General features: G+C 69.7%; 16 protein-coding genes. 5 read left to right on the top strand and 11 right to left on the bottom strand.

Features of this window, described 5'->3' with window-relative positions:
* Positions 1 to 142 precede the first annotated feature (142 nt).
* The 3 genes from Q664_RS08625 to Q664_RS08615 all read right to left on the bottom strand — a co-directional run bounded on the left by Q664_RS08625 (position 143) and on the right by Q664_RS08615 (position 5,520).
* Complete coding sequence (locus Q664_RS08625) at positions 143 to 1,084, bottom strand: hypothetical protein (protein WP_326938682.1); 942 nt, start codon at positions 1,082 to 1,084, stop codon at positions 143 to 145.
* Positions 1,085 to 1,265: 181 nt separating this feature from the next.
* A complete protein-coding gene (locus tag Q664_RS08620) occupies positions 1,266 to 4,484 on the bottom strand; it encodes an MXAN_5808 family serine peptidase (RefSeq protein WP_043392015.1) in 3,219 nt (1,072 codons plus the stop codon).
* 223 nt (positions 4,485 to 4,707) lie between these two features.
* On the bottom strand, positions 4,708 to 5,520 hold the full coding sequence (locus Q664_RS08615; RefSeq protein WP_043392012.1) for an EI24 domain-containing protein: 813 nt from the start codon (positions 5,518 to 5,520) through the stop codon (positions 4,708 to 4,710).
* A gap of 58 nt (positions 5,521 to 5,578) precedes the next feature.
* Here Q664_RS08615 and Q664_RS08610 point away from each other — a divergent pair, with 58 nt between their 5' ends.
* The gene (locus Q664_RS08610) at positions 5,579 to 6,916 is read left to right on the top strand and encodes a glutamate--cysteine ligase (RefSeq protein ID WP_043392009.1); all 1,338 of its coding nucleotides are present in this window, start codon (positions 5,579 to 5,581) and stop codon (positions 6,914 to 6,916) included.
* A 217-nt stretch (positions 6,917 to 7,133) separates the two neighbouring features.
* Positions 7,134 to 8,777, top strand: coding sequence for a sensor histidine kinase (locus Q664_RS58900; RefSeq protein ID WP_052517848.1), 1,644 nt, complete (start codon positions 7,134 to 7,136; stop codon positions 8,775 to 8,777).
* 73 nt (positions 8,778 to 8,850) lie between these two features.
* On the opposite strand, the gene Q664_RS08600 is transcribed toward Q664_RS58900, so the two are convergent.
* The 4 genes from Q664_RS08600 to alaS form a co-directional block, all read right to left on the bottom strand.
* Complete coding sequence (locus tag Q664_RS08600) at positions 8,851 to 9,483, bottom strand: outer membrane beta-barrel protein (protein WP_052517847.1); 633 nt, start codon at positions 9,481 to 9,483, stop codon at positions 8,851 to 8,853.
* Between the two features lie 157 nt (positions 9,484 to 9,640).
* A complete protein-coding gene (locus Q664_RS56210) occupies positions 9,641 to 12,589 on the bottom strand; it encodes an Hsp70 family protein (protein ID WP_152621993.1) in 2,949 nt (982 codons plus the stop codon).
* A gap of 26 nt (positions 12,590 to 12,615) precedes the next feature.
* A complete protein-coding gene (locus Q664_RS08590; protein ID WP_043392005.1) occupies positions 12,616 to 13,248 on the bottom strand; it encodes a hypothetical protein in 633 nt (210 codons plus the stop codon).
* A complete protein-coding gene (gene alaS / locus Q664_RS08585; RefSeq protein WP_043392046.1) occupies positions 13,245 to 15,944 on the bottom strand; it encodes an alanine--tRNA ligase in 2,700 nt (899 codons plus the stop codon). The genes Q664_RS08590 and alaS overlap by 4 nt, the downstream gene beginning before the upstream one ends.
* Positions 15,945 to 16,016: 72 nt before the next feature.
* Between alaS and Q664_RS08580 the strand changes: the two genes are divergently transcribed.
* Positions 16,017 to 16,763, top strand: coding sequence for a HEAT repeat domain-containing protein (locus tag Q664_RS08580; protein ID WP_043392002.1), 747 nt, complete (start codon positions 16,017 to 16,019; stop codon positions 16,761 to 16,763).
* A gap of 59 nt (positions 16,764 to 16,822) precedes the next feature.
* A complete protein-coding gene (locus Q664_RS08575) occupies positions 16,823 to 17,569 on the top strand; it encodes a HEAT repeat domain-containing protein (RefSeq protein ID WP_043392000.1) in 747 nt (248 codons plus the stop codon).
* A 10-nt stretch (positions 17,570 to 17,579) separates the two neighbouring features.
* On the opposite strand, the gene Q664_RS08570 is transcribed toward Q664_RS08575, so the two are convergent.
* Both Q664_RS08570 and Q664_RS58895 read right to left on the bottom strand, forming a co-directional pair.
* Entirely contained in the window at positions 17,580 to 18,920 is a 1,341-nt protein-coding gene (locus Q664_RS08570; RefSeq protein WP_043391997.1) for a hypothetical protein, read from the bottom strand.
* Complete coding sequence (locus tag Q664_RS58895; protein ID WP_043391995.1) at positions 18,917 to 20,983, bottom strand: hypothetical protein; 2,067 nt, start codon at positions 20,981 to 20,983, stop codon at positions 18,917 to 18,919. The genes Q664_RS08570 and Q664_RS58895 overlap by 4 nt, the downstream gene beginning before the upstream one ends.
* A gap of 195 nt (positions 20,984 to 21,178) precedes the next feature.
* Between Q664_RS58895 and Q664_RS08560 the strand changes: the two genes are divergently transcribed.
* Positions 21,179 to 22,435 (top strand): HEAT repeat domain-containing protein, encoded by a 1,257-nt coding sequence (locus Q664_RS08560; RefSeq protein WP_043391993.1) that lies wholly within the window; start codon positions 21,179 to 21,181, stop codon positions 22,433 to 22,435.
* Between the two features lie 8 nt (positions 22,436 to 22,443).
* On the opposite strand, the gene Q664_RS51775 is transcribed toward Q664_RS08560, so the two are convergent.
* Together Q664_RS51775 and Q664_RS08550 are read right to left on the bottom strand one after the other, a co-directional pair.
* Positions 22,444 to 23,181 carry a site-2 protease family protein gene (locus Q664_RS51775; RefSeq protein WP_152621992.1) on the bottom strand — a complete coding sequence of 246 codons (738 nt, stop codon included), beginning with the start codon at positions 23,179 to 23,181 and terminating at the stop codon, positions 22,444 to 22,446.
* A 47-nt stretch (positions 23,182 to 23,228) separates the two neighbouring features.
* Positions 23,229 to 26,180, bottom strand: a complete 2,952-nt coding sequence (locus Q664_RS08550; protein WP_043391990.1) for a helicase C-terminal domain-containing protein — start codon at positions 26,178 to 26,180, stop codon at positions 23,229 to 23,231.
* Between the last annotated feature and the right edge of the window lie 107 nt (positions 26,181 to 26,287).

Genomic DNA, 26,287 nt, shown 5'->3' with positions numbered 1-26,287 from the left:
TGTCCGGTCCCGTTCTTCAACCCTTGGCCCCCAGTGTGGACAGGGGGTTCAACCCGGGTTCATCCGATACCCTCACCCCGTCCCTCTCCCGGGGGGAGAGGGGAAGTGGCCGCGGATGTTCCGAGGGGCACTCCGAACGGGATCAGAAGTCCAGGCCGAGCGTGGTGCTGAAGGACAGCACCGCGGGCAGGGCGCGGTTGCGCGTCGCGCCCGTCTGGGTGTTGGCCACCTCGATGGCGCCCTGGTTGCTCAGGGACACCTCGGCGCCGAGCTGCAGCGCGCCACCGATGAAGCGTACGCCCCCGTAGATGCGGCTGTTGATGTTCTCCATCAGCTTCACCTCCTGGTACACGCCGGTGTTGTCCAGACCAGGGTAGGTGGGGGGCGTGACGATCGGGTCGCGCGCCCGGTTCTGATTGAAGTCGAGCGTTTCCGTGCTGGCCGCCACACCCGTCAGGTCGAGGCCACCGTAGGGGGTGAGTGTCACCATGCCCCCGAGTGGGAACTGCTTGCCCACGCCGAAGTCGAGGCCAGCCGCCGTCAGATCGAAGTCCTTGTTGCCCATCAGCCGCGTCACGTGCGCGCGCACGGCGATGTCCGGCAGCCAGGTGAAGCCCTCGTTGACGGCCCACTTCAGCTCGCCGGTGGCGGCGAACATGCTGCTGCGGTCGATCCACCCCACGCGGGCGCCCAGCTCGAAGGAGAAAGGCAGGCCCTTGCGCACGTGCACCGAGGGCAGCAGCAACGGATTGGTCGGCGCCCCCTCCGTGGGGATCGTCACCTGACCGTCCTCGCGGCCCGGAGTGGGCAGGCCGATGACGCTCAGTTCCGCGTTGATCGAGAATCCCGCGTGCCCCAGCGTCTCCGGCGGCATCAGGTTCGCCGACGTCATCACCGCGGCGAAGGTGCGCGCGAAGGCCCGGAAGTCTCCGTTGGCCTCCGCGTTGTAGTTGGCCGACGGCTGCCTGTCTCTTGGTTCGGCGCTCGGGTTCGCGAATTGGCTCGGGTTGCCGAGATCCGTAATCCTGATGTCGTTGCGGTCCGCGTACGCGGCGGAGCCGCACACCAGAACCGCGAGGGCCATCCCACGGCTGAACGTCCGCATCCTCAGTACCGCCTCCCAGGCGCGCGTCCGGCGGCGGCGCCAATCGGAGCGACGCTAGCGTGCGTCCGAGGAAAGCGTCAATAAAACGGGCGGCTTCCGAGGGGACCCCGGGGTCCCGACGAAAGCCGCCCGGAATGCGGACGATCAGCCCGTCTACCTGCTACGGCGTGGCCGACTTGGCCGGCTTGCTGGCCGTGGCCGGCGTCACCTTCTGGGCCACCTCGGCCGGACGGCGGCGGATGACCAGGGTACGGCGGCTGGCGAAGTCGGTGCTCTCACGGGCCACCACCAGCACGCTGTTGTTGCCCTCCTTCAGGGAGAACTCGGTGCTGAACTTCAGCTTCTGCGGCTCGCCGCCCTTGGCCTTCGGGTCCACGCCCTGGAAGTAGACCTTCTGGTCGTTCACCAGCACGTACATGTCCAGCAGGCCCTGGGCGTCGTCCACCTCACCGGAGAGGGTGTACTTCTCGCCGTTGGCCACCAGGCCACCCTGGGCCAGGTCCACGTCGAGCTTGATCTCCGGCGGCGAGCGGCGTGCCACGTACGACAGCCCCTGGGGCGCCGTGGCCTTGCCGCGCGTGTCGCGGGCGTCCTCGGTGCTCACGAAGGCGAAGCGGTCCTTGTCCAGCTCCACCCGGTAGTAGCCCTTGGTGGCCGCTTCCGTGTTGAGCACCGCCGGGCGCGACAGCCGCGCCAGCACCTGGGCGCCCTGCTCCGGAGACGCCAGCAGCGCCGCCTTCTCCGACACCTTCACCAGGCCCTTCTTCGGCTCGAACTTCGCCACCGGCGCGTCCGACACGGGCAGCTCCAGCTTCTCCATGGCGAACTCCTCCAGCGGCTCGTCCACGATGGCCAGACGCAGCGGGAAGGTCTTCCCGTCGTAGCCCTTCTTCACCGCCAGCTGGAAGCGCGCCGTCTTCGTCTCGCCCGGGGCCAGCTCGCCAAGCTTGAAGCGGCCCTTCTCGATGAAGATGTCCGGGTCCCCCAGGTTCTTGATCTGCGCGAACGAGTCGAGCGCCTTGCCCTTGCCCGTGTTCGTCACGTCCATCACCAGGGTGATGTCCTCGCCGCGCTGGGCGGTGCCGTCGCGGTTGCAGGACTCGCAGGCGTCGATGACCTGCCAGTTGAAGGCGAAGGCGGGACGCGGCAGCTCGGCGAAGTTGAGCTCGCTCACCAGCGTGGTGGGCAGGGCCCCGTGGTCGTCGTGGAGCTTCACCGTCACCTCGTCCCGGCGGGACGTCAGGTCCTTGGGCAGCTTCACCTTCACCTTCCACGTCTTCTTCTCACCCGGGGCGAGGCTGCCGATGAGGAACTCGCGGCGATCCAGGTAGTAGTTGTCGCTCTCCGTCCAGGCGTGCACGCGCTTGAGTGGCTCGCTGCCCTTGTTCTCGGCGGTGAGCACCAGGTCGAACGTCTCGCCCGCGGCGATGCGCTGGTCGGCGGAGGGGCTGAAGGTGGCCGCGAGCTTCACGTCCTTGGGCGTGGGGCCCGCGCTCCAGTCCACGTTGAGCGCATGGATGGCGGAGTTGATGCGCTGCTCCTCCTCCTCGCGCTTCTTCTCCACGAAGCCCTTGCCCTTCTGCAGCATCTGGCGCCGGTCGGCGTAGGGCATCTGCAGGACGTAGTCGCGGGCGAACTGCACCTCGAAGTCCTCCTTCACCTCGTCCTGGCTCTCGGCGTCCATCTGGTCGTCCAGCTCCTCGCCGGTGCCCGCCGAGTCGATGTCCAGCAGCGGGCTGGGCGCCGTGCCCTGCCTGGCGGCCGTCTCGGGATTCTTGGCGGCCTCCTCCTGCTTCTTGGCGAGCGCCTGCTGCTGCTTCTCGTCCAGCTTGAGGTACTTCACCGACTCCAGCGGCTTCTCGCGGCCCAGCACGTCCTCGCGCTTCTTGGCCACCGAGTCCGAGTTCGGGTTGCCGAAGTGCTGATCCAGATCCGCCTCGCCAATCGTCTTGCGCGGGGCGAACACCAGCACGCGCTCCTCCGTGACGGCCGAGGGCACCAGCTCGATGTCCGGGACGATGCCCACTTCCTGGATGGAGACGTCACCGGGCGTGAGGTACTTGGCGATGGTCAGCTTCAGCGCGCTGTCGTCCGGGAAGTCATAGAGCACCTGCACGCTGCCCTTGCCGAACGTCTGGCGGCCGATGATGACGGCGCGGTTGAGGTTCTTGAGCGCGCCCGCGACGATCTCCGACGCCGAGGCGCTGCCCGCGTTCACCAGCACGGCGACGGGGTAGGTGTCCTCACCCTCGTCCGGACGGGCGCGCTTCTCCTCGCGCAGCTTGTCGGACAGGCCCACCGTCGAGACGATGGTGCCGCTGGACAGGAAGGTATCGGACACCTGGATGGCCTGCTCCAGCAGACCGCCCGGGTTGCCGCGCATGTCCAGCACCACACCCTTGAGGCCGCCCTTGGCCTCGCTCTGCCGGCGCATCTCGCTGAGCGCCGCCTGCAAGTCCCTCGTGGTGTTGCCCTGGAAGTTCTTCAGGCGCACGTAGCCCACGTTGCCGGCCAGCAGCTTGTGCTGGACGCTCTCGATGGAGATCATCGCGCGGCTGAGCGTCATGGGGCGCGGCTTGTCCCAGCCCTTGCGCTCCACGGTGATGGACACGCGGCTGTCCACCGGGCCGCGCAGCTTGGACACGGCCTCGTTGAGGTCCATGTTGACCGTGGACTCCTCGCCAATCTTCTTGATCTGATCATCCTTCACGATGCCCGCGCGCGCCGCCGGCGTCTTGGGCAGCACCTTCACCACGGTGAGGTTGCCCTCGCGCATCTGGATGACGAAGCCCAGGCCGCCGAACTCGCCCTTGGTGGAGAGCTTCATCTCCCGGTACACCTCGGGGCGCAGCAGCACCGAGTGCGGATCCAGGGTGGAGAGCATCCCGTTGACGGCCGCGTACTCGATGTCGCGGGTGTCGTCGATGGGACGCATGTTCTTGTTCACGAAGTCGAAGACGTCCTTGAGCGTGAAGGACATCTTCCAGAGCGAGTCCACGTGGCTGATGTCGAACTCACGCGTCTTGCCGTTGACGTTGACGTTGAGCTTGCCGGACTCGGCGTTGCCGTCCACGAGCACGTCCGGGACGCTCTTCTCCACGTACTCCAGCGCGGAGATCATCATCTCCTTGGGCTTCACGCGCTTGGGGTCGACGTAGTTGTCCTTCACATAGAGGATGACCTTGGTGAAGACGCGGAGGGAGGAGAGGTCATGCGTGGGGCCTCCCTTCTCCCCGGCGATGCGGGTGGAGTCCGAGCTTCCCTGACCGGCCTCCGCCACGCCGAGTGTCAGCGGCAGGGGCGCCCGGTCGTTGCCCACGAGGGCCCAGGCGCCAAGGAGAACGGCGACGGCGGTGATCCGGCGAAAGAGTCGCGGCATGGTTCATCCAGGGTGGGGCCCGTGAGCCCCGGGGGTGATGCGTGAAAAGCCCAGCAAATCCGAGCGGTTGGCGTGAAGAACGAGTGCCGGGAGCAACCGGGCAAGCCTAATCATGGCTTCTTGGTGCTTCAAGCCGACGCCTTCCCGCAGCGTTCGATAACGCCACCAGGGCCCGGAGCGTTCCCGCCGCGGAGCCACCGGACGAGACAACCGGCCCCCCGGATTATTTCCCGGCGGGCCCGGCCGAGGGGGGAGGAGGCACGTTGCCCACGGCGAGCAGCCCCCGGTACAGGAGGGTGCCGCCCACGACGGCCACCGGGAGGAAGAGGCTGTTGAGGAGGGGCACCCAGAGCAGGACGTAGACGCCCGCCCCGAAGCCCAGGCAGAGGAGCCAGCGCTGGCGCATCACCCGGCGGACCTCGGCGAAGGGGTACTGGTGGCGCGTCATGGGCGCGGCCAGGTGTTCGCCCGCCAGCCAGAGCGTCGTCCACAGGGTGCCCAGCACCGTCCAGGCCACGCTGCCCACCACCGGTATCAGGTTGAGCGGGAAGATCACCGCCAGGCCCAGTATCAGCAGGGAGAGGCGCGCCAGGGTGTGCCCCAGGCTGGTGGCCAGTCCCTGGAGGAAGGAGCCGAGCCCGAAGGGGGGCGAGGTGTAGCCGCCACACTGGGCCTCGGTGAGCTCGGACAGGGGGTCCTGCAAGGGGGCCAGCACCACGGGGACCACCACGTTGGCCCCCACCACCAGCAGGACGAGGAACATCAACACCAGGACGAGGTACCAGAAGACCTGGCCGTACCAGGGCCCGGGGCGGGTCCACAGCCACCCCAGCAGGTCCGGGGTGTACTTCCAGAGCAGGGCGAAGAGCGCGCCCAGGGCCACCAGGGTCACGGCGGCGCACAGGGCGGACAGCCGCTTCAGCGCGGGGGTGCGGAAGATGAGGCTTCCGGCCCGGAACAGGAGGCCGAGTCCCTGGAGCACGTCCGCCGGACCGGCCCGGGCGGAGAAGGTGGGCACCGGTGAGGGGTGGGTCATTGACGCCACGATGCGCAAATGACGGCGGTGGGGTCAACGATCGTTATATAGGGCCGCCATGTCTCTCGATCTCCAGCGCGCCGCCTCCGAGCCCATCACCTCCGTCGACATGCTGTTGGCGGGTTTCCGCTCCGCTGAGAAGCCCCCCTCACAGCACCTGCTGGGGCTCGAGCACGAGAAATTCGTCTATCCCGTCCAGTCCGCGCGGCCCGTGCCGTACGAGGGGCCCTCGGGCATCGGGGCGTTGCTGGAGCGGATGGCCCCCAACGGCTACACCCCCTTCCGGGAGACGCCGACCTCCCCCGCCATCGCCCTGCAGAAGGGGATGCTCACCATCTCCCTGGAGCCGGGCGGGCAGCTGGAATTGTCCGGCTCGCCCCTGCGCACCGCGCGCGAGGCCCACGCGGAGAACCTCGCCCACCTGGCCGAGGTGAAGGCCGCCGCGGGGCCGCTCGGCCTGCGGCTGGTGGCCCTGGGCTACCGGCCCTTCGCCACCCCGGCCGACATGCCGTGGATGCCCAAGACGCGCTACCTCGCCATGCGGCAGTCCCTGCCCGAGCGCGGCCGCCTGGCCCTCGACATGATGTTGATGACCTCCACCGGCCAGGTCTCTCTCGACTGGTCGAGCGAGGCCGACTGTGTGCGCAAGACGGTGCTGACGGCGCGCCTGGCCCCGCTGATGGTGGCCCTCTACGCCAACAGCCCCATCGTGGACGGCAAGCCCTCGGGCTACATGTCCTTCCGCAACCGCGTCTGGGACGAGGTGGACCCCACCCGCTGTGGCTACCTGCGCTCCTTCTTCGACGGCTCCTTCTCCTACCGCGCCTATGTGGACTGGGCCCTGGACGCGCCCATCCTCTTCCTGCGCCGGCGCGGCGAGTACCTCCGTCCGAAGATGACCTTCCGCCAGTTCATGAAGGACGGCTTCGAGGGCGCGCCCGCGGACATGTCCGACTGGACGGATCACCTCTCCACGCTCTTCCCCGAGGTGCGGCTGAAGAAGGTGATGGAGGTGCGGGGCGCGGACTGCGTGTCGGCGCCGATGACGGGCGCGCTCGCGGCGCTGTGGCGCGGGCTGCTGTACGGCCCGGGCGCCATGGACGAGGCCGAGAAGCTGCTGCCCCAGCTCTCCTACGAGGAGCACCTGGCCTTCCACGACACCGCGCGCCGGCAGGGCCTGGCGGGACGGCTGCGCGACCAGGAGCTCCACCGGCTCGCCGGAGAGATGGTGGCGATTGCCCGCCGCGGCCTGGAGCGCCTGGATCGCGAGGACGCGCCTCTGGTCGAGCCGCTCGCCGAGGTGGCCGCCTCGGGCCGCTCGCCCGGACAGGCCGTGCTGGAGGCGTGGGAGAAGGATCCCCGCCCCGAGGCGCTGCTCGATCGCGCCGCTCTCTAGGACGGAACCCCGGGGGGGCCGCTGTGGGCGGCCCCGGCCGAGGGGGGCTCAACATAGAGGGATGCCCTTATTCACCGGGTTGTCACTCTGGTGTTTTGTCAACAAATACCGCCTTTCTGGATAATTCGCGTCTGGCTTGAATAGCGGGTTTGATGTATTGGCGGCGCGGATTTCGGACACCGGGTGGCCGGGGGTGTCCATCCGAGAGGCCAGAGCGATGACGGTGCGCACCAGAATCCTGCTGTTCGCGGCGGTGACGGTAGGGCTCGTCGCGGTGTTGAGCGGGGCGCTGTACGCACTCGCTACCCGGGGGCGGAGCAGCACGGAGCAGGTCTTCGCCATGCAGGAGCGGAACACCCTGTACGGCAAACTGGCCGGAGACGCCGTGTGGGTGCCGCATGAGCTGCTCGAGGCGCACGGTAAGGGGCAGGAGCCGCGGGCGTTGCTCGAGGCCGGACAGCGGCGTGCCGAGGAGGACTTCGCGTACCTCCGGGAGCTGGCCTCGCGGGAGGGGCGGCCCGAGGCGCTCTCCGAGGAGCTCGCCCTCATCGAGCTGGCGCGGCGGGCGTACCTGGACTGGATGGAGCACCTGGAGGCGCGTGTGCGGCAGGCCGGGACGGGAGGGGGGGAGCGGGCGTTGCACGAGTCAATCGACGCCTTTCGTACGGAGGTGATGCCGCACCTGGACAAGGCCTGGGCGCTGAATCGCGAGCGGCTGGCGTGGCGCAAGAGCGTCCGGCTCGAGGTTCTCCGGGCCAGCCAGGTGTTCAGCGTGGCCGTTCCGTTGGTGGCGTTGGGCCTCGTCTCCGCGTTGGCGGCCACCGTGCTCTTCACCCTGCGGCGCTCGTCGCTGGAGCTGCTGCGGGGCGCGACGCGCATCGGCCGGGGCGACTTCACCACCGAGCTGCCGGTGAAGGGCCGGGACGAGTACGCCTCGCTGGCGCGGGCCTTCAACCGGATGATGGCGGAGCTGCGCGACACCGTGCGCGAGAAGGAGCGGCTGGCCAAGGCCGAGGCGGAGGCCTCGGAGCGGGAGATGCGCCGCTACAACACGTTGCTGGAGGAGACGGTGCGCCAGCGCACCACCGAGCTGGAGGAGGCCAATGCGCAACTGCTCTTCGCGGACCGGCTGGTGACGGTGGGCCAGCTGGCGGCGGGCGTGGGCCATGAGATCAACAATCCGCTCGCCTTCATCCTCGGCAACCTGAGCTACGCGCGCGAGGAGCTGGAGCGGATGCAGGGGGCGCCTTCACCCCTGGAGCGCGAGGAGCTGCTGGCGGCGCTCTCCGAGGCCCACGAGGGGGCCGAGCGGGTGAAGCTCCTGGTGCAGGACTTGAAGATGCTCGCGCGCGCGGATGACGCGGTGAGTGGCCCGGTGGACCTGGAGGCGGTGCTGCGGAGCGCGTCGAAGATGGCGGCGCACGAGGTCCGTCAGCGGGCGCGGGTGGTGATGCGGACGGAGGGAACACCCCGGGCGCACGGCAACGCGGCCCGCCTGTGCCAGGTGTTCCTCAACCTGATCATCAACGCGGCGCATGCGATTGCTCCGGGACACGTGGAGCAGAACGAGATCCGCCTCGTGGCCCGGCGCGGCCCTGACTCCCGCGTCCTCGTGGAGGTGGGTGACACCGGTTGTGGCATCCCCTCCGAGAACCTGGCGCACATCTTCCGGCCGTTCTTCACCACCAAGCCCGCGGGCGTGGGCAGCGGGCTGGGGCTCTCGGTGTGCCATCGCATCATCACCATGCACGGTGGTGACATCACCGTGGAGAGCCAGCCGGGCCGGGGCACCACCTTCCGGATCTCCCTGCCGGTGCACGTCGCCGGAGCGGCTCCGGAGCCCGAAGTCATGGTGGCCTAGATGGCGAGACCCCACCGCGCCTCTCTCGAGACACGGTGGGGGGTTGCTTCCGCGGGACCCGGCCGCGGACCGGCTAGAAGCTGCCGCCGAGCGTCAGGTTGAAGTTGACCAGACCGCCCGTGGTGTCGCCCGCCACGGTGGCGTCGTTCGCGAAGGACGTGCCAATCAGGGCCCGGTACGTGGCGCGTGCACCCGCGAAGACGTTCCGGGTGAAGCGATAGTCCACGCCGGCCGCGAGCGGCACTTCTCCAATGAAGTCGTTGTCATAGAGGCCCTCGGCGCCTTCACTGGCGTTGAGGTAGCTCAGGCCGAAGCCCGCTCCCACGTACGGATAGAGCTTCGCCTGGAGCAGGGGGGCACCGGCCTTGGCCAGGATACCGAGGTTGTGGCGCCACATGGCCTCTCCATCGCCGACACGCCCGTCATCGATGGGCATGCGCTGTCCCTCGTAGCCCGCCTCGACGCCAAGGGAAGGCCAGGGCTGGGCATCGGCGGTGACGCCGAGCAGCGCGCCCGGTTTCGTGAGGTCACCGCTGTTCCCCGTGAATCCACCCACGCCTCCGCGCACATCGACGCCCACCGGCACCTGGTTCTCTTGGAAATCGAAGCCGCGGCCGACTTTCGACGCGTCCACGGCTGCGAATGCCGAGCCCGCGGTGCAGAAGGCCATCAAAGCGATACCACTCATCCATGAACGGAACTTCATCGCGTCCTCCAGTCACGAGTGACTGCTGGGCGAAATCTGGGCATTCGCCCGGAATGGGAAGGAGTTGACACCGCGACACCGTGGATGCTCGTGCACGACCCGGGCATGACGTGGAGCGGCCGCCTGGCCCCCCGCTGCATTCGAGAGGTGGCGCGGCTCAGCGGCGGCCGAAGAGCTTGCGCAGACCGGAGAGGAGCCCGCCCGGACGGGCCTCGGGCTCACCCTCCAGCGGCGAGCGGGCCATGACGGCCTCCAGCTCCGCGTCCTCGGGCATGTCCATGGCGAGCGTCACGGGATGCCGCTTCACGCCGGGCAGCGTGGCCGCGAGCGAGAGGATGCCGTCCTGCGAGAGGCTGAAGTGCACCTCGGCTTCTCCCTGACGCTCGATGGTGAAGGCGAGCGTGCCGAGGTACTCGTTCTCCGCGGCCACCGGAGAGGGCCCCTGGAAGAGGGCGAGCGTGAGCGGCCCGGGCGTGACGGGCAGCACGAGCGTCTTCTCCGCCGGCAGCCGCGTATTGCGCTCGAGGACGCGGCGCAGCGTGCCCCCGCGCTCGGCGACGCCGATGGGGACGGAGAGCACCTCGGAGACGGTGGCGCCGGGCTTGCCCGCGGCCGCGTCGAGCAGCCCCTGGCCCAGCAGCGCCGCGCCGAGCGCCACCAGGTGCGTGGCGTCGTGGGTGGACTGCATGTCCGCGCGCACGGGCACGCCCAGGCTCTCCTCCAGCCGGCGGCGCACCAGCGGCGAGCGGCCCTGTCCTCCCAGCAGCAGCACCTCGTCGAGCCCCTGCGGCGAGAGCGCGCTGGACTCGAGCACCTGGCGCACCACGAGGGTGATGCGCTGCACGAGGTCCGCGGTGAGGGCCTCCAGACGCTCGCGGTTGAGCGAGAACGGGGCCTGGGTTCCGGGGAGTGGGAAGGTGACCTCGTCGCGCTCGCTGAGGGCCACCTTGGCGGCCTCGGCGGCGGTGAGCAGGGGAAGCCAGTCGGTGGGGTGCTCGGGACGCGGGAGGCCCTGGGCCTGGAGCTCGCTGGCGAGCGCCTCGGCGATGCGCGCGTCGAAGTCCATGCCGCCCACGGTGGGATCTCCCCCGGTGGTGATGACCTCGAGGTCATCCCCGGTGAGCTGGACGACGGACACGTCGAGCCCACCGCCCCCGAGCTCCACCACGAGCAGGCGCTTGCGGGCGAGCCCCCGCTCATGACCGAAGGCGAGCGCCGCGGCCGAGGGCGCGTTGAGGATGCGCAGGACGTCGAGCCCGGCGAGCGAGCCCGCCTCGCGCATGGCGGCGCGCTGGCGATCGTCGAAGTGGGCGGGGACGCAGAGGACGGCGCGCGTGGCCTCGTGGCCGAGGACGGCGGTGGTGGAGGACTTGAGCTCGCGCAGGAGCCGGGCGGCGAGCTCGGGGAAGAGGTGGCCGCGGCCGTGGAGCTCGATGCTGGCGTCGCCGTGGGGACCGGCGGAGAGGGGGAAGGGAAGGGGACCCCCGAGCGCACGCACCAGGGGCGAGCGGGCGCGCAGGCCGAGGAAGCGGCGGAGCCCGTGGATGGCATGGCGAGGGGAGCGCTCGGCCTCGGCCCTGGCGGCGGTGCCCACGAGGAACTGGCCCGAGGCGTCCACGGCGAGCAGCGAGGGGAGGGTGTTGGCCTCGCCCAGGGGGATGAGCTGGAGCGTGCCCTGGTGGTGGACGGCGACGCGCGCCTGCGAGGTGCCGAGGTCGATGCCGAGCACCACCTCGGGAGGCGCGGCCACCACGGGCGTGGAGACGGGCACGTCGAGGATGGCGCGCCGGCGGCCCTTGAGCTCGGGCGAGACGGGACGGCGGGGCTCCTCGGTGGGCGACGGCGGCACCTCGCGAGCGATCTCCGGACGCGAGGGAGCCTCCGGGGGAGGCGTGGGCGCGGGTGCTTCGGGGATGGCGGGTGTGGCCGGGGCTGACGTCTCGGTGACGGGAGGCTCCGGTTGCACGGAGGCGGGAGGTGCCACGGGCGGAGCAGGCGCGGGTGGCTCGGGCTCCAGGGTGATGCTCTCGGGGGCGAGGATCTCCTCGTCGGGGGCGAGGTGATCCAGGACGGCGTTGGCGATGAGGTCCTGGGTCGTGGGCCGCGCGGGAGTCGCGGGGAGCTCCACGGGCGTGGGCACTCTCCCTGGAGCTGGCGCGGAGTGCGCGGGCCGCGGGGCGTCCGCCAGTGCTGGCGCGTCGGGAACCGGGGGCGTCGCGGGAATCCGTGGCTCGGTGACGGCGGCGGGTGTCACCGGTTCAGGTGCCGGTGCGGAGGGCGTGGCCGGTTTCGGCGCGGGCGGCCGGGGTGGCGCGGAGGGCGGCGCGGCTGGTTTCGCGGAAGCAGGGGTCTTCGGCTCTGGCGCACGGGCAGGTGCGGCGGGGGCCGCTTGCCTCGCCGGACCTGGAGCCGGTGCCGGGGCCACGGGGCCCGGAGCGGTGGCCGGTCCGGGCGAAATGGGAGTCGCTGTCGTGCCAGGCGATGCCGGCTTCGGAGCAGCGGGCTTCGGTGCCGCCGCGGCGGGCTTCGGAGCGGTGGGCTTCGGCGCCGCTTGCGTGGGAGCGGCGGGTTTCGGAGCCGCGGGGCGCGGGGTGGGTGCGGAGGGTGTCGCGGCCTGCTTGCGAAGCGCCTCCGCGGAGATGACGGGCCGTCCGCGTTTCGCCGCGCCCGCCGATGCCTCCGGGTTCGGAACCGGTTGCCGCGCGGGCTCTTCCGCGTGTGGATGCTCGACGGGCGGGCTCGCGAGCGGCTCGGGCACCGCCGTGTCAGCGGTCCTGGCGGCGCTCCCGGTGCCTGGGTTGCGGCGGGCGAGGATGCGGTCGATGAGCGCCTTGCTGTACGCATCGAGGCGCACGAAGCGCACGGTCATCCCGGCGCGAGGGCCCTCGGCCTGGGACTTCACCACCAGTCCCTCGCCGCGCAGCAGCCGCCCACCATCGGCCAGCACCAGCTCGAAGGAGAGCCCCGTGCCCTCGGGCTTGGGCGAGCGCGTGGCGATGAAGAGGCCCCCGCGCGCGACATTGGCGCCGTACTTCTCGACGAAGTCCTCCTCCGTCGCGTACGGGAGGCGGATGCGCAGCGGGATCAGCGTGGGCCCGACCGTCACCGTGCGTCACCGTCTCCCGAAGGGCCTCATTGCAGCGGGATGCGAGCGCTCTCGCCGCTGCTGGTGGGAATCAGGAGGGACATCCCCGGACCGATGGCGGCCGGAGGCACCTCGAAGAGGAGATCCATCGATTCGCTCTGTGCGCTCTCCCAGGTGTGGTCCAGCGTGCGCGTCCCCGCGAGGGTCTGGGCATCACGGGCCAGGGGGTACTCGTTGCCTCCCGCGTCCACCACCCGCGCCGTCGAGAAGGGCACGTACACGGACCGCGGGCCCACGTTCTCCGCGTCGAGCGTCACGCGCAGGAACAGCTCGTCGGTGGTGAGCGCCACCTTGCCCGTGCCGCGCAGGGAGTGCAGGGACTCCAACCCGGTGGGCCGGAGCGTGAGCGTGTCCACCTTCACCTTCCCCTTGGAGGGCAGTGCGTAGGTCCTGGGCCTCTCCTGGTCCTGGCCGGCTGCGAGTCCCGCCAGCCGGGAATTGGGGTCTGTCTCGTCGGGCGCGGCGGTGGGCGCCCCGCCCTGGTTCACGCGGTCCACCTCCTGGCGCAGCCTCTCCAGGGTGCGGTCCTCGGTCGGCGCGGGCTGCTCCTCCTTCTTGCAGCCCCCGAGGAGGGCCGCCGCGCAGAAGAGCACCGCGAGTCCTCGGGGGCTCGGGCTCATGAGAGGCTCGTCCCCTTCACCAGCTCGTAGAACTTGTCGAAGGCGTTGGAGATGCGCGAGGGGTCCTCGCCACCGCCCTGGGCCAGATCCGGCTTGCCACCGCCGCGGCCGTTGACCTCCTTGGCCATCTCCTTGAGCAGGTTGCCCGCGTGGATGCCCTTGGCCACCACGTCCTTGGTCGCCGCCACCAGCAGGACGACCTTGCCGTCCTTCTCGCCGCCGATGACCACCACGCCGGACTTGATGCGATCTCTCAGCTGATCGGCCATCCCGCGGAACACGTTCGGATCCGCCGGATCCATCCGCGTGGCGAGCACCTTCATGCCGTTGATGTCGCGCGCCTGCTCGAGCAGATCCTTGCTGGAGCCGGCCTGCGCCTTGACGGCCACCTCCTCGATCTTCCGCTCCAGGTCCTTCACGCGCTTCTGCGTGGCCTCCACGCGCTTGACCAGGTCCTTGGGCGAGGTCTTCAGCAGCTCGGCCGCCTTCTTCAGCTCGCGCTCGGTCTCGCGCACGTACTGGAGCGCGCCCATGCCGGTGACGGCGGTGATGCGCCGCACGCCCGAGGCCACGCCGCTCTCGCTCACCAGCTTGAAGAGGCCGATGTCACCGCTGCGCCGCACGTGGGTGCCGCCGCACAGCTCGGTGGACTGCGGGTGCACGGTGACGACGCGCACCGTCTCGCCGTACTTCTCGCCGAACATGGCGACGGCGCCGGACTTCTTCGCGTCCTCCAGGTTCATCACGCGCGTCTGGGCCTCGGTGTTCTCGCGCACCCAGCCGTTGACCAGGTCCTCCACCTGCTCCTGCTGCTCGGGCGTCATGGGCGAGAAGTGCGAGAAGTCGAAGCGCAGGTAGTCGGGCGCCACCACGGAGCCCGCCTGCTTCACGTGCTCGCCGAGCACCATCTTGAGCGCCTTGTGCAGCAGGTGCGTGGCCGAGTGGTTGGCCCGGATGGACGAGCGCCGCTCGCCGTCCACGCCCGCCTGCACCATGTCACCGACCTTGAAGGTGCCCTCGGTCACCTTCACGTGGTGGACGATGAGGCCCGACACCGGGCGCGTCGCGTCCTGGACCTCGGCCTTCGCCTTGCCGCCGTGGCCCACGACGCGGCCGGTGTCGCCCATCTGGCCGCCGGACTCGCCGTAGAAGGGCGTGCGGTCCAGCACCAGCTCCACCTCGTCACCCGCGGTGGCCTCGGTCAGCTCCACGCCCTTCTTGTTGATGATGGCGCGCACGGAGCCCTCGCCCTCGTGGCCCACGCCCTCGTAGCCGAGGAACTCGGTGGGGCCCAGGCGCTCGATCAGCTTGAGGTAGACGGTGGAGATGGCGTTACCCGGGCCGATGGGCCCGTCCGGGCCCTTGTCGGCCTCCTCCTTCTTGAGCTTCTCGTAGCCCGGGATGTCGGCCTCGAAGCCGCGCTCCTTGAGGATGATCTCCGTCAGGTCCCACGGGAAGCCGTAGGTGCCGTGGAGCTCCCAGACCTTGGCGCCCGAGAGGACCTTGTCCCCGGACTGCTTCATCCGGGCCACTTCCTCGTCGATGAGCTTCATGCCGCGGTTGAGCGTGCGGCGGAAGCTCTCCTCCTCGTGCTTGCAGACCTCGAGCAGGAAGGTGCGGCCGTCGCGCAGCTCGGGGTAGGCGTCGCTCATGAGCTCGATGACGCGGTCCACCACCTTGAAGAAGAAGAGCTCGTCGAGCCCCAGCAGCGAGCCGTGGCGGATGGCGCGGCGCATGATGCGGCGCAGGACGTAGCCGCGGCCCTCGTTGGAGGGCTGCACGCCGTCGGCGATGAGGAACGCGGCCGCGCGGCTGTGGTCCGCCACCACGCGCATGGAGGCTCCACCCTCCTGGGTGTAGGGCTTGCCCACCAGCTCGCTCACGCGCGAGATGATGCTCTGGAAGAGATCCGTGTCGTAGTTGGAGCGCTTGCCCTGCACGACGGAGGCGATGCGCTCCAGGCCCGCGCCCGTGTCGATGGACGGCTTGGGCAGCGGGATGAGCGGCGCGTCCTTCTCCTTGCGCTCGAACTGCATGAACACGAGGTTCCAGATCTCCAGCCACCGGTCGCAGTCACACGCCACGCCCTTGCACTGGCGGCCCGCGGACACCTCGGCACAGGGGATGTCGTCGCCCTGGTGGTAGTGGATTTCCGAGCAGGGACCGCACGGGCCGGTGTCGCCCATGGCCCAGAAGTTGTCCTTGAGGCCGAGCTTGAGGATGCGATCGCGGGACACGCCCTGCTTCGCCCACAGCTCGAAGGCCTCCTCGTCCCAGGGGATGCCGCCCTCGCCGTTGAACACGGTGACGGCCAGCCGCGCCTTGTCCAGCCCGAGCGTCTTCGTCACGAACTCCCAGCCGTACGCGATGGCGTCGGCCTTGAAGTAGTCGCCGAAGGAGAAGTTGCCGAGCATCTCGAAGAACGTGTGGTGCCGGGCCGTGTAGCCCACGTTGTCGAGGTCGTTGTGCTTGCCGCCGGCGCGCACGCACTTCTGCGAGGTGGTGGCGCGGGTGTACTCGCGCTTCTCACGCCCCGTGAAGACGTCCTTGAACTGGACCATGCCCGCGTTGGTGAACAGCAGGGTGGGGTCGTTCTGCGGCACGAGGGAGGACGACGCGACGCGGCGATGGCCGCGCTCTTCGAAGAACTTGAGGAACGCCTCTCGAATCTGGGAAGCGGACAGGACAGAGGACATGGTGAGGGTATATGCCACAAGTGGTGGGGGCGCTGCGTTTCTTCTGGACCAAGCTAGGATCCACCTACTGACATGCGCTCCCCATCCCACCTTGTCACCCTTCTGCTGCTCGTCTGCCCGGCGACAGTCCTGGCACAAACCGACCCCCAGACGGCCTCGCTCGGCCGGAGGTTGAAGCAGGGGGCCGAGCCCGAGCACCGTGTCCAGGCGGCCCGGCTGCTGGGGGAGTCGGAGGACCCCGAGGCGCTCCCGCTGCTGTGCGCGGGATTGGAGGACCCGGCGGCGGAGGTGCGGGCGGCGGCGGCCGGGGGGCTGGAGAAGCTCGGGGAGCTGGGGGGCTTGCAGTGCCTGGAGGCCCGGAAGGACGAGCCGGATGCGGCGGCCAAGGCGGCCCTGGAGTCGGCGGTGGGGCGGTTGCGCCAGCTGAAGGCCCGGCCGCCGAAGGTCTACGTGCTCCTGAACGAGGTGAAGGACATGACGGGGGCACTGCCGCCGGAGCTGGTGAAGGCCACCGAGGCGCGGATGCGGCGGAAGCTGACGCAGGAGGGGGCGTGGCTGGCCCCGGAGAAGGATGCTGAGGCGGCGGCGAAGGGGGTGCTGCGCAAGCACAAGCTTCAAGGCTACCGGCTGACGACGGAGATCCGCCCGGGGCCCTCGGGGGGGTTGAAGCTGGTGGTGATGTGCACGCGCTACCCGGGCAAGCTGCAACTGCTGGGGACCATCGAGGTCCAGGCGGCGGATGCGGAGCCCTACGAGCTGCTCTGGGCCCTGGCGCCCGAGGCCGTCACCGAGACCCTGGCTACCTTCAAGGGGAAATAGCGCACACCCCGCGTGGGCTGCGTTCTTCTGGCTCCGGACGCTAGGATTCGATTTCCCACATGCGGCGCTCGCTCTCGCTCTTCGTTCTGCTCCTGCTCACCTTGCCCGGGGCCGTTCTGGCCCAGGTGGATTCCCGGACGGCCTCGTTGAGCAAACAGCTCGGCCAGGGGCAGGAGCCGCGTGCGCGCTCCCAGGCCGCGCAGGGGCTGGGTTCCTCGGATGATCCGGAGGCGGTGAAGCCGCTGTGCGGCGGGCTGAAGGATGCGGACGGCCAGGTGCGCGTTGCGGCGGCCCAGGCGTTGGGGAAGCTGAAGGAAGTGGCCGGGCTGGAGTGCCTGAAGGCGCGCAAGGGCGAGACGGACGCGGCGGCACAGGCGGCCATCAAGACGGCCACGCAGGTGCTGCAGGACCTGAAGAACCAGACGCCGCGGGTGTACGTGCACTTCGCCGGGGTGAAGGACAAGACGGGAGGGCTGAAGCCCGAGGTGGTGAAGTTCGCCGAGGCGCGGATGAAGCGGAAGCTGACGCAGATGGGGGCGCGGCTGGCACCGGCGAAGGAGAGCAAGGCGGCGGCGCAGGGGGTGCTGCGCAAGCATGGCATCCACGGCTTCCGGGTGCAGGCGGAGATTCACTCCACGGAATCGGGGGGACTGCTGGTGCGGATGGTGTGCATCGGCTACCCGGGGCAGGAGCTGCTGGGAGACGTGGAGGTGCAGGCCTCGGGAGCGAAGCCCGAGGACCTGCTCAAGGTGCTGGCCCCGCGCATCGTCGAGGAGGCCGCGGATACGTTCGAGTGGGACGCGTGAGGACGGACCTTCAGCCCCTGTGCCGCTCGGCCACGCGATAGAGCCAGGTCAGGGAGTAGTCCAGCAGTGACTGGCGCGAGCGCATGTAGTTGCGGGCCCTGACGAAGGGAAGCCAGACGCGGTTGCCCACGAGGACCTGGGACTCCTCGAGCTTCTTTCGTGGAATCCATCGGCCACCGAGGTTGCGCACCAGCACCTCACCCAGGTACGCGCCAATGGCGGGCACCGCGTGCTCGTCGATGGCTTCCCGCAGGCGGCTCTTCGGGAATTCCTCGCGCCAGAAGTAGAAGTCGGCATCCGTGAGCGACTCGGGCGTGGCCTCGAAGACGGAGGGCACTTCCGAGTGCAGCAGTGCCACGAGATGCTCGGCGAGGTCGCCGTAGTGCTCGAGAACGCGCTCCGGGTTGTCCACGTCCTGGGGAAGGGCTGAGTTGGAGGGACGCCACTCCTCGGGCTCTGGGGGTTGCCACGCATTGAGTTCGGAAATCTTGCGCTGGCGCTCGTGACTGGCGGCGCGATCCACCACACGCGAGAGGAGCGGAGCCAGGTCCGGGTGGAAGCGGGGCTCCACGGGAGCGAGCATGGCACTGCGCTCATGCAAGGTGCGCAGGAGGGTGTCGAAGTCGAGGTCCGGCCGGAGGTGGGCGTGGGCTCGGGCCTGAGCGAGCCGTGCTTCCTTGCTCGCGAAGTCCGTCACCGTGGGCCACGTCACCAGGAGGACGGAGCCGTTGGGAAGCTGCTCGACCCGGTGCGCCGGAGTGGACAGCATGCGCTCGCGGCCAACGGACTCCACCAGTCTGGGGCCGAAGACGTTGAGCCAGAAGACCTCGTAGATTTTGTCGAAACCGTCCCGAACAGCCGTCTGTAATTCGCGACCAAAGCCGGGAAACCCCGCCAGCTCGCTGTCATCAGAGCTATGAGCTGAAGCATGGCGGACGGGGTAGCGGGAGGCCCAGGCGCGCACCATCTCGACCAGCCTTTGGCAGCGATCTGCCTCGGTGAAGAAGGAGAGCGGCTTCACCATGACCGTACTGTCAAGCTCGGGTGGATGAGCTGCGAATGAGAGCCAGAGCGACATGTCCAACGCAGGCCACGTCGTGCGATAGAGACCCAGCCCCGTAGTTCGTGGGCTGCGCCGCTCTTCCAGTGCCTTCCAGAAGGAAGAGTGGGAGTACTTGCGTTGCCGCTTGCCGTTAACGACGTCCGGTATCCACCCGTCGGCGTGTTTCTCGAGCGTCAGAAGAAAAGGCTTCAATTCGCTCTGGAGTCCTTCCTTTGGCTCGAAGGCAGCTCTGAAATCCAGGCGGAGGCTGTCTTCCTCCGGCAAACCGTGCAAGTCCAGCACCTTCATTGGAACGACACCTCCACTCCAGGTACGTCACTCTGGGATCTCGTCACGGCATCATTTATAAAAGCTGCGTTCTTGGGCTTGAGCTCGCCCCCCTCATAGATGAGGCGCACCCTCGGAATCTGCACCTCGCTGCCTTCCGGCAAAAGGGACTGGAGGGAGTTTCGGCGGATGTCCAGCCTCTCGCCATAGTGTCTCAGTGCCTCGCTGGCGTCCTCAATCATCTGAGCCGTCAAAGCGTCTCTTCGTAACCCCGAGAGGTCACGGCTCTTGAAGCTGAACGTCTCCACGCGCCGTGGCCCTCCGCCGGGCGCGCCTTCCTCGATGACGAGCACATCCGCGTAGCGCAGGCCAGAATCCGGCTTTCTCACGCCCACCTGCGTTTCAACGCGGGGCCTGTCGAAATCCCTGAAGAAGCGGCGCTCGGCCCGAGGTTTTGCCGCGTCCTCTCGCAGCAGCTTCACCATGTTGCGCTCGAAGGCGAGCCCCCGGGCGAACCACCCGCGCAGTTGCTCGTATCCCTCCCATTTCAGGGGACCCTTGCTGGTCTTGCCCTGCTCCACCTCGCCCAGACGCCGCTCGTAATAGTCCACGTACTCGCGCCAGCGCGGGTTGCCCCGGGCCTCGGGCGGAGGGGTGTCGAGGGCCGGGCGATGCTGTTTCAACACCCTCGTGTCCGCGGGCAGTCGTGAACCCGTGGCCTCCAATTCCACCGCCGCCAGCTTCGCCTCCACCACCTCCCGCGTGTGGCCCACCCCCTCATCCACCAGCGAGGCCAGGGTGCCCTGTCGCTCCGCGGCAAGGGCCTGCCTCGGGGAAGGGCGTACGGGTGAGGAGCCCGTGGCCCCGGGCCTGGCCCTGGACATGAGCGGCCGGGCCCTGGCCACATTCCCTCGCGCTTCGTACAGCGCCAGCGCGGCGTCCATTCCTCCCACGGCCACGAAGCGCCCCGCCTCGCGTCTGGCTTGGATGTAGCGGGCCAGCTCTCGCATGCCCTCCACGCCCGTGCCCAACTGCGCTTGCAGTTGCCGCGTCTTTTCCGCCAGGGCACCCACTCGTGCCCGCACCGTCTCGAATCCCCTCTGGAGTCCGGCGCCTCCTCCACGGGCCTCGGAGAGGGAGCGCACCCCCTTGCCACCTACGTACAGGGTTGTCAGCAGCGCGAGGGGCGTCAATTCGCGCACGGCCTGCTCGTACTCGCCCTGAGCGAGCGAGTACAGCCCGTGGCCCGTCCCCGTTGCGAGGTAGTAGAAGCCCAGCGGCACACCGAAGGTGACGTGGTCCACGCTGCCCAGCACCACGTTGCCCGCCGAGTAATGCTGCTCCGCTGCCTCCCGCTCCACCTCATCGAGATCCTGCTGGTAGGACGGTGGAAGCTGGCTTTGTTGCCGGGTGTAGTGGGTGTACCAGGCATTCTTCTCCTGCTCGTGGGTGAGCAGGTCGGTGACGGCACGGCCGACTCCTCGCGGCAGGTCTCCGGGTTGGAAGTCCCTGTCCGCACGGGCCCTGGGCATCCGCCCCAGCGTGGACTCCAGCCGCTTGTCCCGGGCCAGCCAGAAGAGAATCTCTCTCAGCTCGTCGTCATGGGCCGAGTCGAGGACGAAGCGGATGAACACCTCCGCATGCGCGACTCCATACTTTTCGGTGGCATGGAGGATGAATGAGAGACGCTTGCGGTTGAGAATGTTGGCGGCATCCTCTCGCACGGGCCCCAGCGAGCCGAGCCGCACGGCATCCCAGTCCGTCAGCGACTCCACCAGCCGGGGCATGTCCACCCGCTCCTGCAGTGCGACGTATTCGGCGGGCGAGGTGCAGGTGAGGAAGGGGGCGAGGAGTGCTTCGCTGTCGTTGAAGGAGACGTCGGGCCAGCCCACGGGCACGGTCTTCCCTCCGCAGGAGGGTGGGCCATGGGGGAGGGGCCCCGCTCTGGCCACCTCGTCCGCGGGCGTGTCTTCGGCCGCCGTGGTGCAGCCGTCCTGTCGGGGCGCCAGCGTGACGCAGCCGGTGGAGAGCAGCACCGCGACCAGCAGCGCCGCCCACCTGTGCGCCCGCGCCTCAGCACGCATGCGCCACCCCAAGGGCCCCATTCCACGATCGGGTGCTGCATGCCATGTCCTGACTCCGTGAACCGACGTCACCTGCCCGAGCGCGAATCTACCGCATGAGGAAGGTCTGGTCCCCGGAGGCCTCCGGCGTGCCGGTCCGAGGGACGCTCAACTTCGCTACAGGAACTTCCAGGGACTGCGGTAGACACCCCGGCCATGACTCAGGAGAAATCTGCTCGCGAGGAGCTGGAGCACTGGTCCGCGGTCGATCTCGACTCGGCGGAGGACGCACGCCAGGCGGCCAGGATCGTTGTCGACTTCGAGGCCCACCCCGAGAAGTACACGGACCCCGAGGATATCGTGTCCCCCTTCTCCAACATCGTGGGGCTCTTCCAGCAGCCCACGTCCAAGGAAGCGGCGGTCACCCTACGTGCCGAGGCGCTTCCCTCCCTGCTCCGTCTCTATGACGCGCGGCTGCGGGAGTGGCGGAAGGCCGGTCCACAAGAGGGCTACGACTCCGCCGCCAGCGATCTGCTCTTCGTCCTGAAGATCTTCGCGATGTACCGGGGCGAGGAGCCGCTCCAGCGCATCATCGACGCGGCGCGGATCCCACTCTCCCCCGATGGCTACATGTGGTCGACCGTCTTGTCCGCGCTCGTCAACGCGGAGAAGGAGGCCGCCACTCGCGTCGCTTCCGCGCTCGCGGAGCCGCTCCCTCCGGGGTTCATCGCCGTGGCGCTGCTCGACATGGCCAATACGCTCGCGCGCGAGCACGGCGTCACCTCCCACCCCTTCGACACGCCCCGAGGGCACGAACTGCTCCGGTCCTTTCTCACCGACGAGGACCCGGACCATTTCTCGTACGCCCACAGCGCGACGGCCAGCCTGCCCTTCCTGACGGACTCGAGGGAGTTCTTCGCCCTGGCCCTGGAGCACCCCGACGTGGGGGTCCGCATGGAGGCCGCCTGGGCCGCCGCCCGGGGAGGAGATGCCCTGGCCGTGGCCCGGCTCCAGGACTGGTCCAAGGACCCGAGGACGCGGAAACGCGCCGTGACCTACCTCACGGAGCTCGGGCTCCAGCCGGCTCCTGTTCCGGAGAAGGAGCTCCCCCGGCTCGAAGCGATGGCCGAGATGATTCTGTGGCTCGAGTACCCGACGGAGTTCGGCCGGGCGCCCGACCACATCGAGGTCTATGACCACCGCCGGCTCTTCTGGCCGCCCACGAAGGACGAGCGCGACGTCTGGCTCTTCAAGTACCGCTACGAAGAGGAAGGGGGCGAACCGGAGGAAGGCGTGGGCATGGTGGGCTCGGTCACCTTCGCGCTCTTCGGCGAGGCGACGGCCGACCTGTCTCCCGAGGACATCTACGCCCTGCACTGCGTCTGGGAGCTCCAGCAGGAGGGGGACGAGCGCGCACCGAAGGAGCGGACGATCCAGGCGGGCCGGAAGCTTCTCGGGTTCCTGGTGAACTGAGGGCGTCTTCAGGGCTCGGCGGCGTTCCCGATGAGCTGTCTGGCCTCGCGGAACATGGCGCCGAGCCCGGGCTGCTTCGAGTTCGGATGGAGGAGGCCCGCGTAGAGGCCGTGGCCCCATCCCAGGAGGAGCAGGAGCACCAGCACCATGCCCCAGGCCGGGACGCCCTCGTTCCCCGTCCGGGACCTGAAGAGCCCCCGCCAGAACTCGCGCAGCATCATGTATCCGGTGAGCGGAGGCAGCGGGAGCAGGTTGAGGGCGGCGAGCTTCGCCGAGAGCACGCCGAGCGCTGGCCAGAAGCCCTCGGTCCTCAGCAGCGCGAAGAAGGCGGCCACCCGCTGCTGGGCGAGGAGGACGTTGACCACCTGCTCGAACCCCGAGGTGAAGGCCGCGAGGCCGCGTGCGGGGGAGAGGCACGCCACGGCGAGCAGGAGCATGCCGGCGACCGTGCTGGTGTGGACGAGGAGCCGGAGGAACAGGGGCAGCCGCAGGAAGCTGTTGTCATCCGTCCCATCCCTGCGGATGCCGAGCGCCTCGAAGGTGACGCTCGCGCCGAAGTTGAGGAAACCGAAGCTCCACTTGACGCCCCGGATGCGGAAGCTGAGCAGCGGGGGGCCGACATGGAAGCGGAGCTCGGAGAGCGAGGCGCCCACGCTCCAACACACGAGGGCCATCACCACGCCCGAGACGAGGGAGATGACGGTGGCCATGAGCCACAACCACGCGAGTGCCATCCAGGGTTCCATGGGAGAACTCTGGGCCATCCCCGTGCGCGAGGAAAGCCCCCCCGGCCTCACGCCCGGCGGATGAGCCCCATGTCCTCGATGGCGGAGTAGAGGCGCACACGGGCCTCGGACCAGGGGAGCAGCTCCACGCGGTAGCCGGCGAGCGCGTCCAGCAGGAGCTGCCGGTAGCTGGGGTGGCCCGGGTCGGCGATGACGACCACGCCCCGGTCCGCGTGCGAGCGGATGAGCCGGCCCACGCCCTGGCGCAGCATCAGCAGGGCCCGTGGCATGCGGTAGTGGAGGAAACCCAGGTGGGTGTTTCCTCCGCGGGAGAGCGGCTCCTCGCGCGCGGCCACCAGCGGACGGCTGGCGGGCTCCAGCGGCAGCTTGTCGATGAACACGCACCCCACGCCCCGGCCGGGGATGTCCACGCCCTGCCAGAAGCTCTTCGTTCCCAGCAGCACCGTGCCGGTGTCCTTCTCCTGCCGCGCCGCCAGCGAGCGCCCGTGCCCGCGCGACTGCCGCATCACCTCGATGCCCATCGGCTCCAGCTTCGCCTTCACCAGGTCGCCCACGCGCTCCATGCGCCGCGAGGAGGCGAACAGCCCCAGCACCCGTCCGCCCATCACCTGGGCCAGTCCGGACACGCGCGTCGCGGCCCACTCGATGAACGGTTCCTCGTGCGCGCGAGGTGCGTCCATCACCAGGATGACCAGGGCCTGCTTGCGCAGGTTGAACGGCGTGGGCGCGCGCAGCAGCCGGGGCGCGGGAATGCCCTCGTTGCGCCCGTCCAGTCCCAGCCGTCCGAGCACATAGGGCATCCGCTCGGTGCCCGTGCTCAGCGTGGCCGAGGCCAGCACCAGGGCCCGCTTGTGCTGCGCGAAGTCCCGGGACACGTAGGGCGCCACGTTCAGCGGCTGCGCGATCAGGGTCCAGCGCTGCTTGCGAGGCACCGCCGTGGCCGCGTAGCACCGGCCCTCCGCCGGCTCGTCGGACAGCTCCGAGGTCAGCGTGGTCAGCTCCAGCACCTCGGACACGCCGCCGGCCAGCTCGCGCTCCAGTGGCGGCATCTTCACCGCCAGGTCCGGCAATATCTCCTGCAGTCCCACCGTGAGCAGCTTGTGCAGGCCCTGGAGGCACTCACGCAGCTCCAGCAGCCCCTCGCGCACGGGCACCCAGGGAGGCGAGGCCCGCACCTCGGCGGTGATGCGCAGCTCCGGAGCGTAGGCGGACTCGTCCGCGTCCTCGGAGGCGCTCGCCGCGGCGGGTTCGCACAGCGCCGTCACCCGCTCACCCAGGGCGCGCGCCGCCGCGCCCACCGAGAGCAGGGCGCTGTCGATTTCACTCATCAGCACGCGGGCTTCCGCGCGCCGCGAGGCGAAGAGGGCCCGCCGCAGCTCGGCGAAGAGTCCGCGCCGCCCATCGCGCCCATGGAGCCGCTCGGCGAGCCGGCTGAAGGCCATGTCCGACAGCTCCGAGGAGAGCGCGGTGGTGGCCACGTCCTCCACCTCGTGGGCCTCGTCGAGCACGAGGTGGTCCAGCTTCGGATAGCGGGCGGGCCAGGCGAAGGCGAGGGACTGGTTGATGACGAGCACGTCCGCGTCGCGCGCCTGGGCCACGGCCGAGTGGTAGTAGCAGCGATGGAAGTAGGGGCAGCGCTCGCCGAGCGTGGTGGCGGCCTCGGAGCGCACCGCCGGGGCGAGCGCGTGCAGCACGGGGAAGCGCTCGCGGAACCAGTGGCTCAGCCGGTCCAGGTCACCATCGGGGCCGCGGCGCATGAGGGCGCGCAGGTAGGCGCGAGGGGCGCGGGCGGCGTGGCCCATGCCGGGCTCCACGCGGGTGGCGTCCAGCGCGCGGCGGCGGCAGAGGTAGTTCGTCTGGCCCTTGAGGAGCGTGTACGAGAAGGCGCCGCCGGTGGCGCGGTGCAGGCGGGGCAGGTCCTTCTCGATGAGCTGGTCCTGCAGCGTCTTGGTGTTCGGAGCCACGCCCACCTTGCGTCCGTTGCGGGCGGCGAAGAGGGCCGCGGGCGCCAGGTACGCGAGCGACTTGCCCGTGCCCGTGCCGGCCTCCACCGCGAGCTGCCCGCCGTCGGACAGGGTGCGGGCCACGGCCTGGGACATCTCGAGCTGCGCGGGGCGGGCGGCAAAGCCCTCCTGGGCGCGCTCCAGGGCGCCTCCGGGGCCGAGCAGTGCCGACACCTCCTCGGAGCGGACGGGCAGCACCGGGGTGTTCTCGTCCGGCGGCTCGGGAGGCGGTTTCGAACCGTTGGCCCGCTGGCGCTCGGCGCGTCCGGGGAGGAAGCCCGTGGCCTCCAGCTTCAGCGGAGCGGGCCGGGCCCGGCACAGGTTCCACAGGCCGGTGAGCAGCGACACGAGGGGCGCCGCTTCCGGGTCGAGCGCTCCGTCCAGCTCCATTCCGGCCTCGCCGGCCTCGATCTGAGCCAGCCGCAGCGCGGCGCGCGGGTCCAGCGTTTCGAGCAGGTCGGCGATGTCCTCGGCGCGGCCGTCGCGGATGCAGCCGTCGAGCGCGTGCAGCAGCACGGACCAGGTGGCCTCGCAGTCCGTCATGGCGCGGTGGCGGGCACGAGGGCCCTTGCCGGCCCAGCGCATGAGGGACTCGAGCGAGTGGCTGGACAGCTCCGGGTGCAGGTAGTGCATCAGCTCGCACGAGTCGAGCACCGGGGCGCGGATGGGGCCGAGCAGGTCCGGGAGGAAGCCCTTCTCGAAGGAGGCGTTGTGGGCCACCACGGTCCAGCCGGCGAGCCTCTGGCGCAGCTCGGGAATCCTCTCGGCGAGCCGGGGCTGACCGGCGAGCATCGAGTCCTCGATGCCCGTGAGCCGGCGGATGGTGAGGGGCAGGGGGCGCGAGGCGGCGAAGAAGTGGACGTAGCGGTCCACCACCTGGCCGTTCTCGATGAAGAGGGCCCCGAGCTCGATGACCTCGTCGGCGCGCGGATCCAACCCCGTCGTCTCGAGGTCGAGGAATACGTGCCGGGTGAAGAGGTCCGCCGCGCTGCTCATGGGGGAGAGGGGCCAGCCTACCCGTCTTCGAGCGTCGTGCCGAGAAACCGGGCGTCCGGGGTCCCATGGACACGCGGCGTCCACTCGTGGACTTCACCCGGGGAGGC

Source organism: Archangium violaceum Cb vi76, from assembly GCF_000733295.1.
Lineage (GTDB): Bacteria > Myxococcota > Myxococcia > Myxococcales > Myxococcaceae > Archangium > Archangium violaceum.
This window is presented reverse-complemented; position numbering and strand designations above follow the sequence as displayed.

What these genes read in the sequence shown, in the direction of transcription:
- Q664_RS08615 (WP_043392012.1), bottom strand. Translation starts at nt 5,520, where the DNA reads ATGACCCACCCCTCACCGGTGCCCACCTTCTCCGCCCGGGCCGGTCCG.
- alaS (WP_043392046.1), bottom strand. Translation starts at nt 15,944, where the DNA reads ATGTCCTCTGTCCTGTCCGCTTCCCAGATTCGAGAGGCGTTCCTCAAG.
- Q664_RS08610 (WP_043392009.1), top strand. Translation starts at nt 5,579, where the DNA reads ATGTCTCTCGATCTCCAGCGCGCCGCCTCCGAGCCCATCACCTCCGTC.
- Q664_RS58900 (WP_052517848.1), top strand. Translation starts at nt 7,134, where the DNA reads ATGACGGTGCGCACCAGAATCCTGCTGTTCGCGGCGGTGACGGTAGGG.
- Q664_RS08550 (WP_043391990.1), bottom strand. Translation starts at nt 26,180, where the DNA reads ATGAGCAGCGCGGCGGACCTCTTCACCCGGCACGTATTCCTCGACCTC.
- Q664_RS08575 (WP_043392000.1), top strand. Translation starts at nt 16,823, where the DNA reads ATGCGGCGCTCGCTCTCGCTCTTCGTTCTGCTCCTGCTCACCTTGCCC.
- Q664_RS08560 (WP_043391993.1), top strand. Translation starts at nt 21,179, where the DNA reads ATGACTCAGGAGAAATCTGCTCGCGAGGAGCTGGAGCACTGGTCCGCG.
- Q664_RS08625 (WP_326938682.1), bottom strand. Translation starts at nt 1,084, where the DNA reads ATGGCCCTCGCGGTTCTGGTGTGCGGCTCCGCCGCGTACGCGGACCGC.
- Q664_RS08590 (WP_043392005.1), bottom strand. Translation starts at nt 13,248, where the DNA reads ATGAGCCCGAGCCCCCGAGGACTCGCGGTGCTCTTCTGCGCGGCGGCC.
- Q664_RS08600 (WP_052517847.1), bottom strand. Translation starts at nt 9,483, where the DNA reads ATGAAGTTCCGTTCATGGATGAGTGGTATCGCTTTGATGGCCTTCTGC.
- Q664_RS08580 (WP_043392002.1), top strand. Translation starts at nt 16,017, where the DNA reads ATGCGCTCCCCATCCCACCTTGTCACCCTTCTGCTGCTCGTCTGCCCG.
- Q664_RS08570 (WP_043391997.1), bottom strand. Translation starts at nt 18,920, where the DNA reads ATGAAGGTGCTGGACTTGCACGGTTTGCCGGAGGAAGACAGCCTCCGC.
- Q664_RS51775 (WP_152621992.1), bottom strand. Translation starts at nt 23,181, where the DNA reads ATGGAACCCTGGATGGCACTCGCGTGGTTGTGGCTCATGGCCACCGTC.
- Q664_RS58895 (WP_043391995.1), bottom strand. Translation starts at nt 20,983, where the DNA reads ATGCGTGCTGAGGCGCGGGCGCACAGGTGGGCGGCGCTGCTGGTCGCG.
- Q664_RS08620 (WP_043392015.1), bottom strand. Translation starts at nt 4,484, where the DNA reads ATGCCGCGACTCTTTCGCCGGATCACCGCCGTCGCCGTTCTCCTTGGC.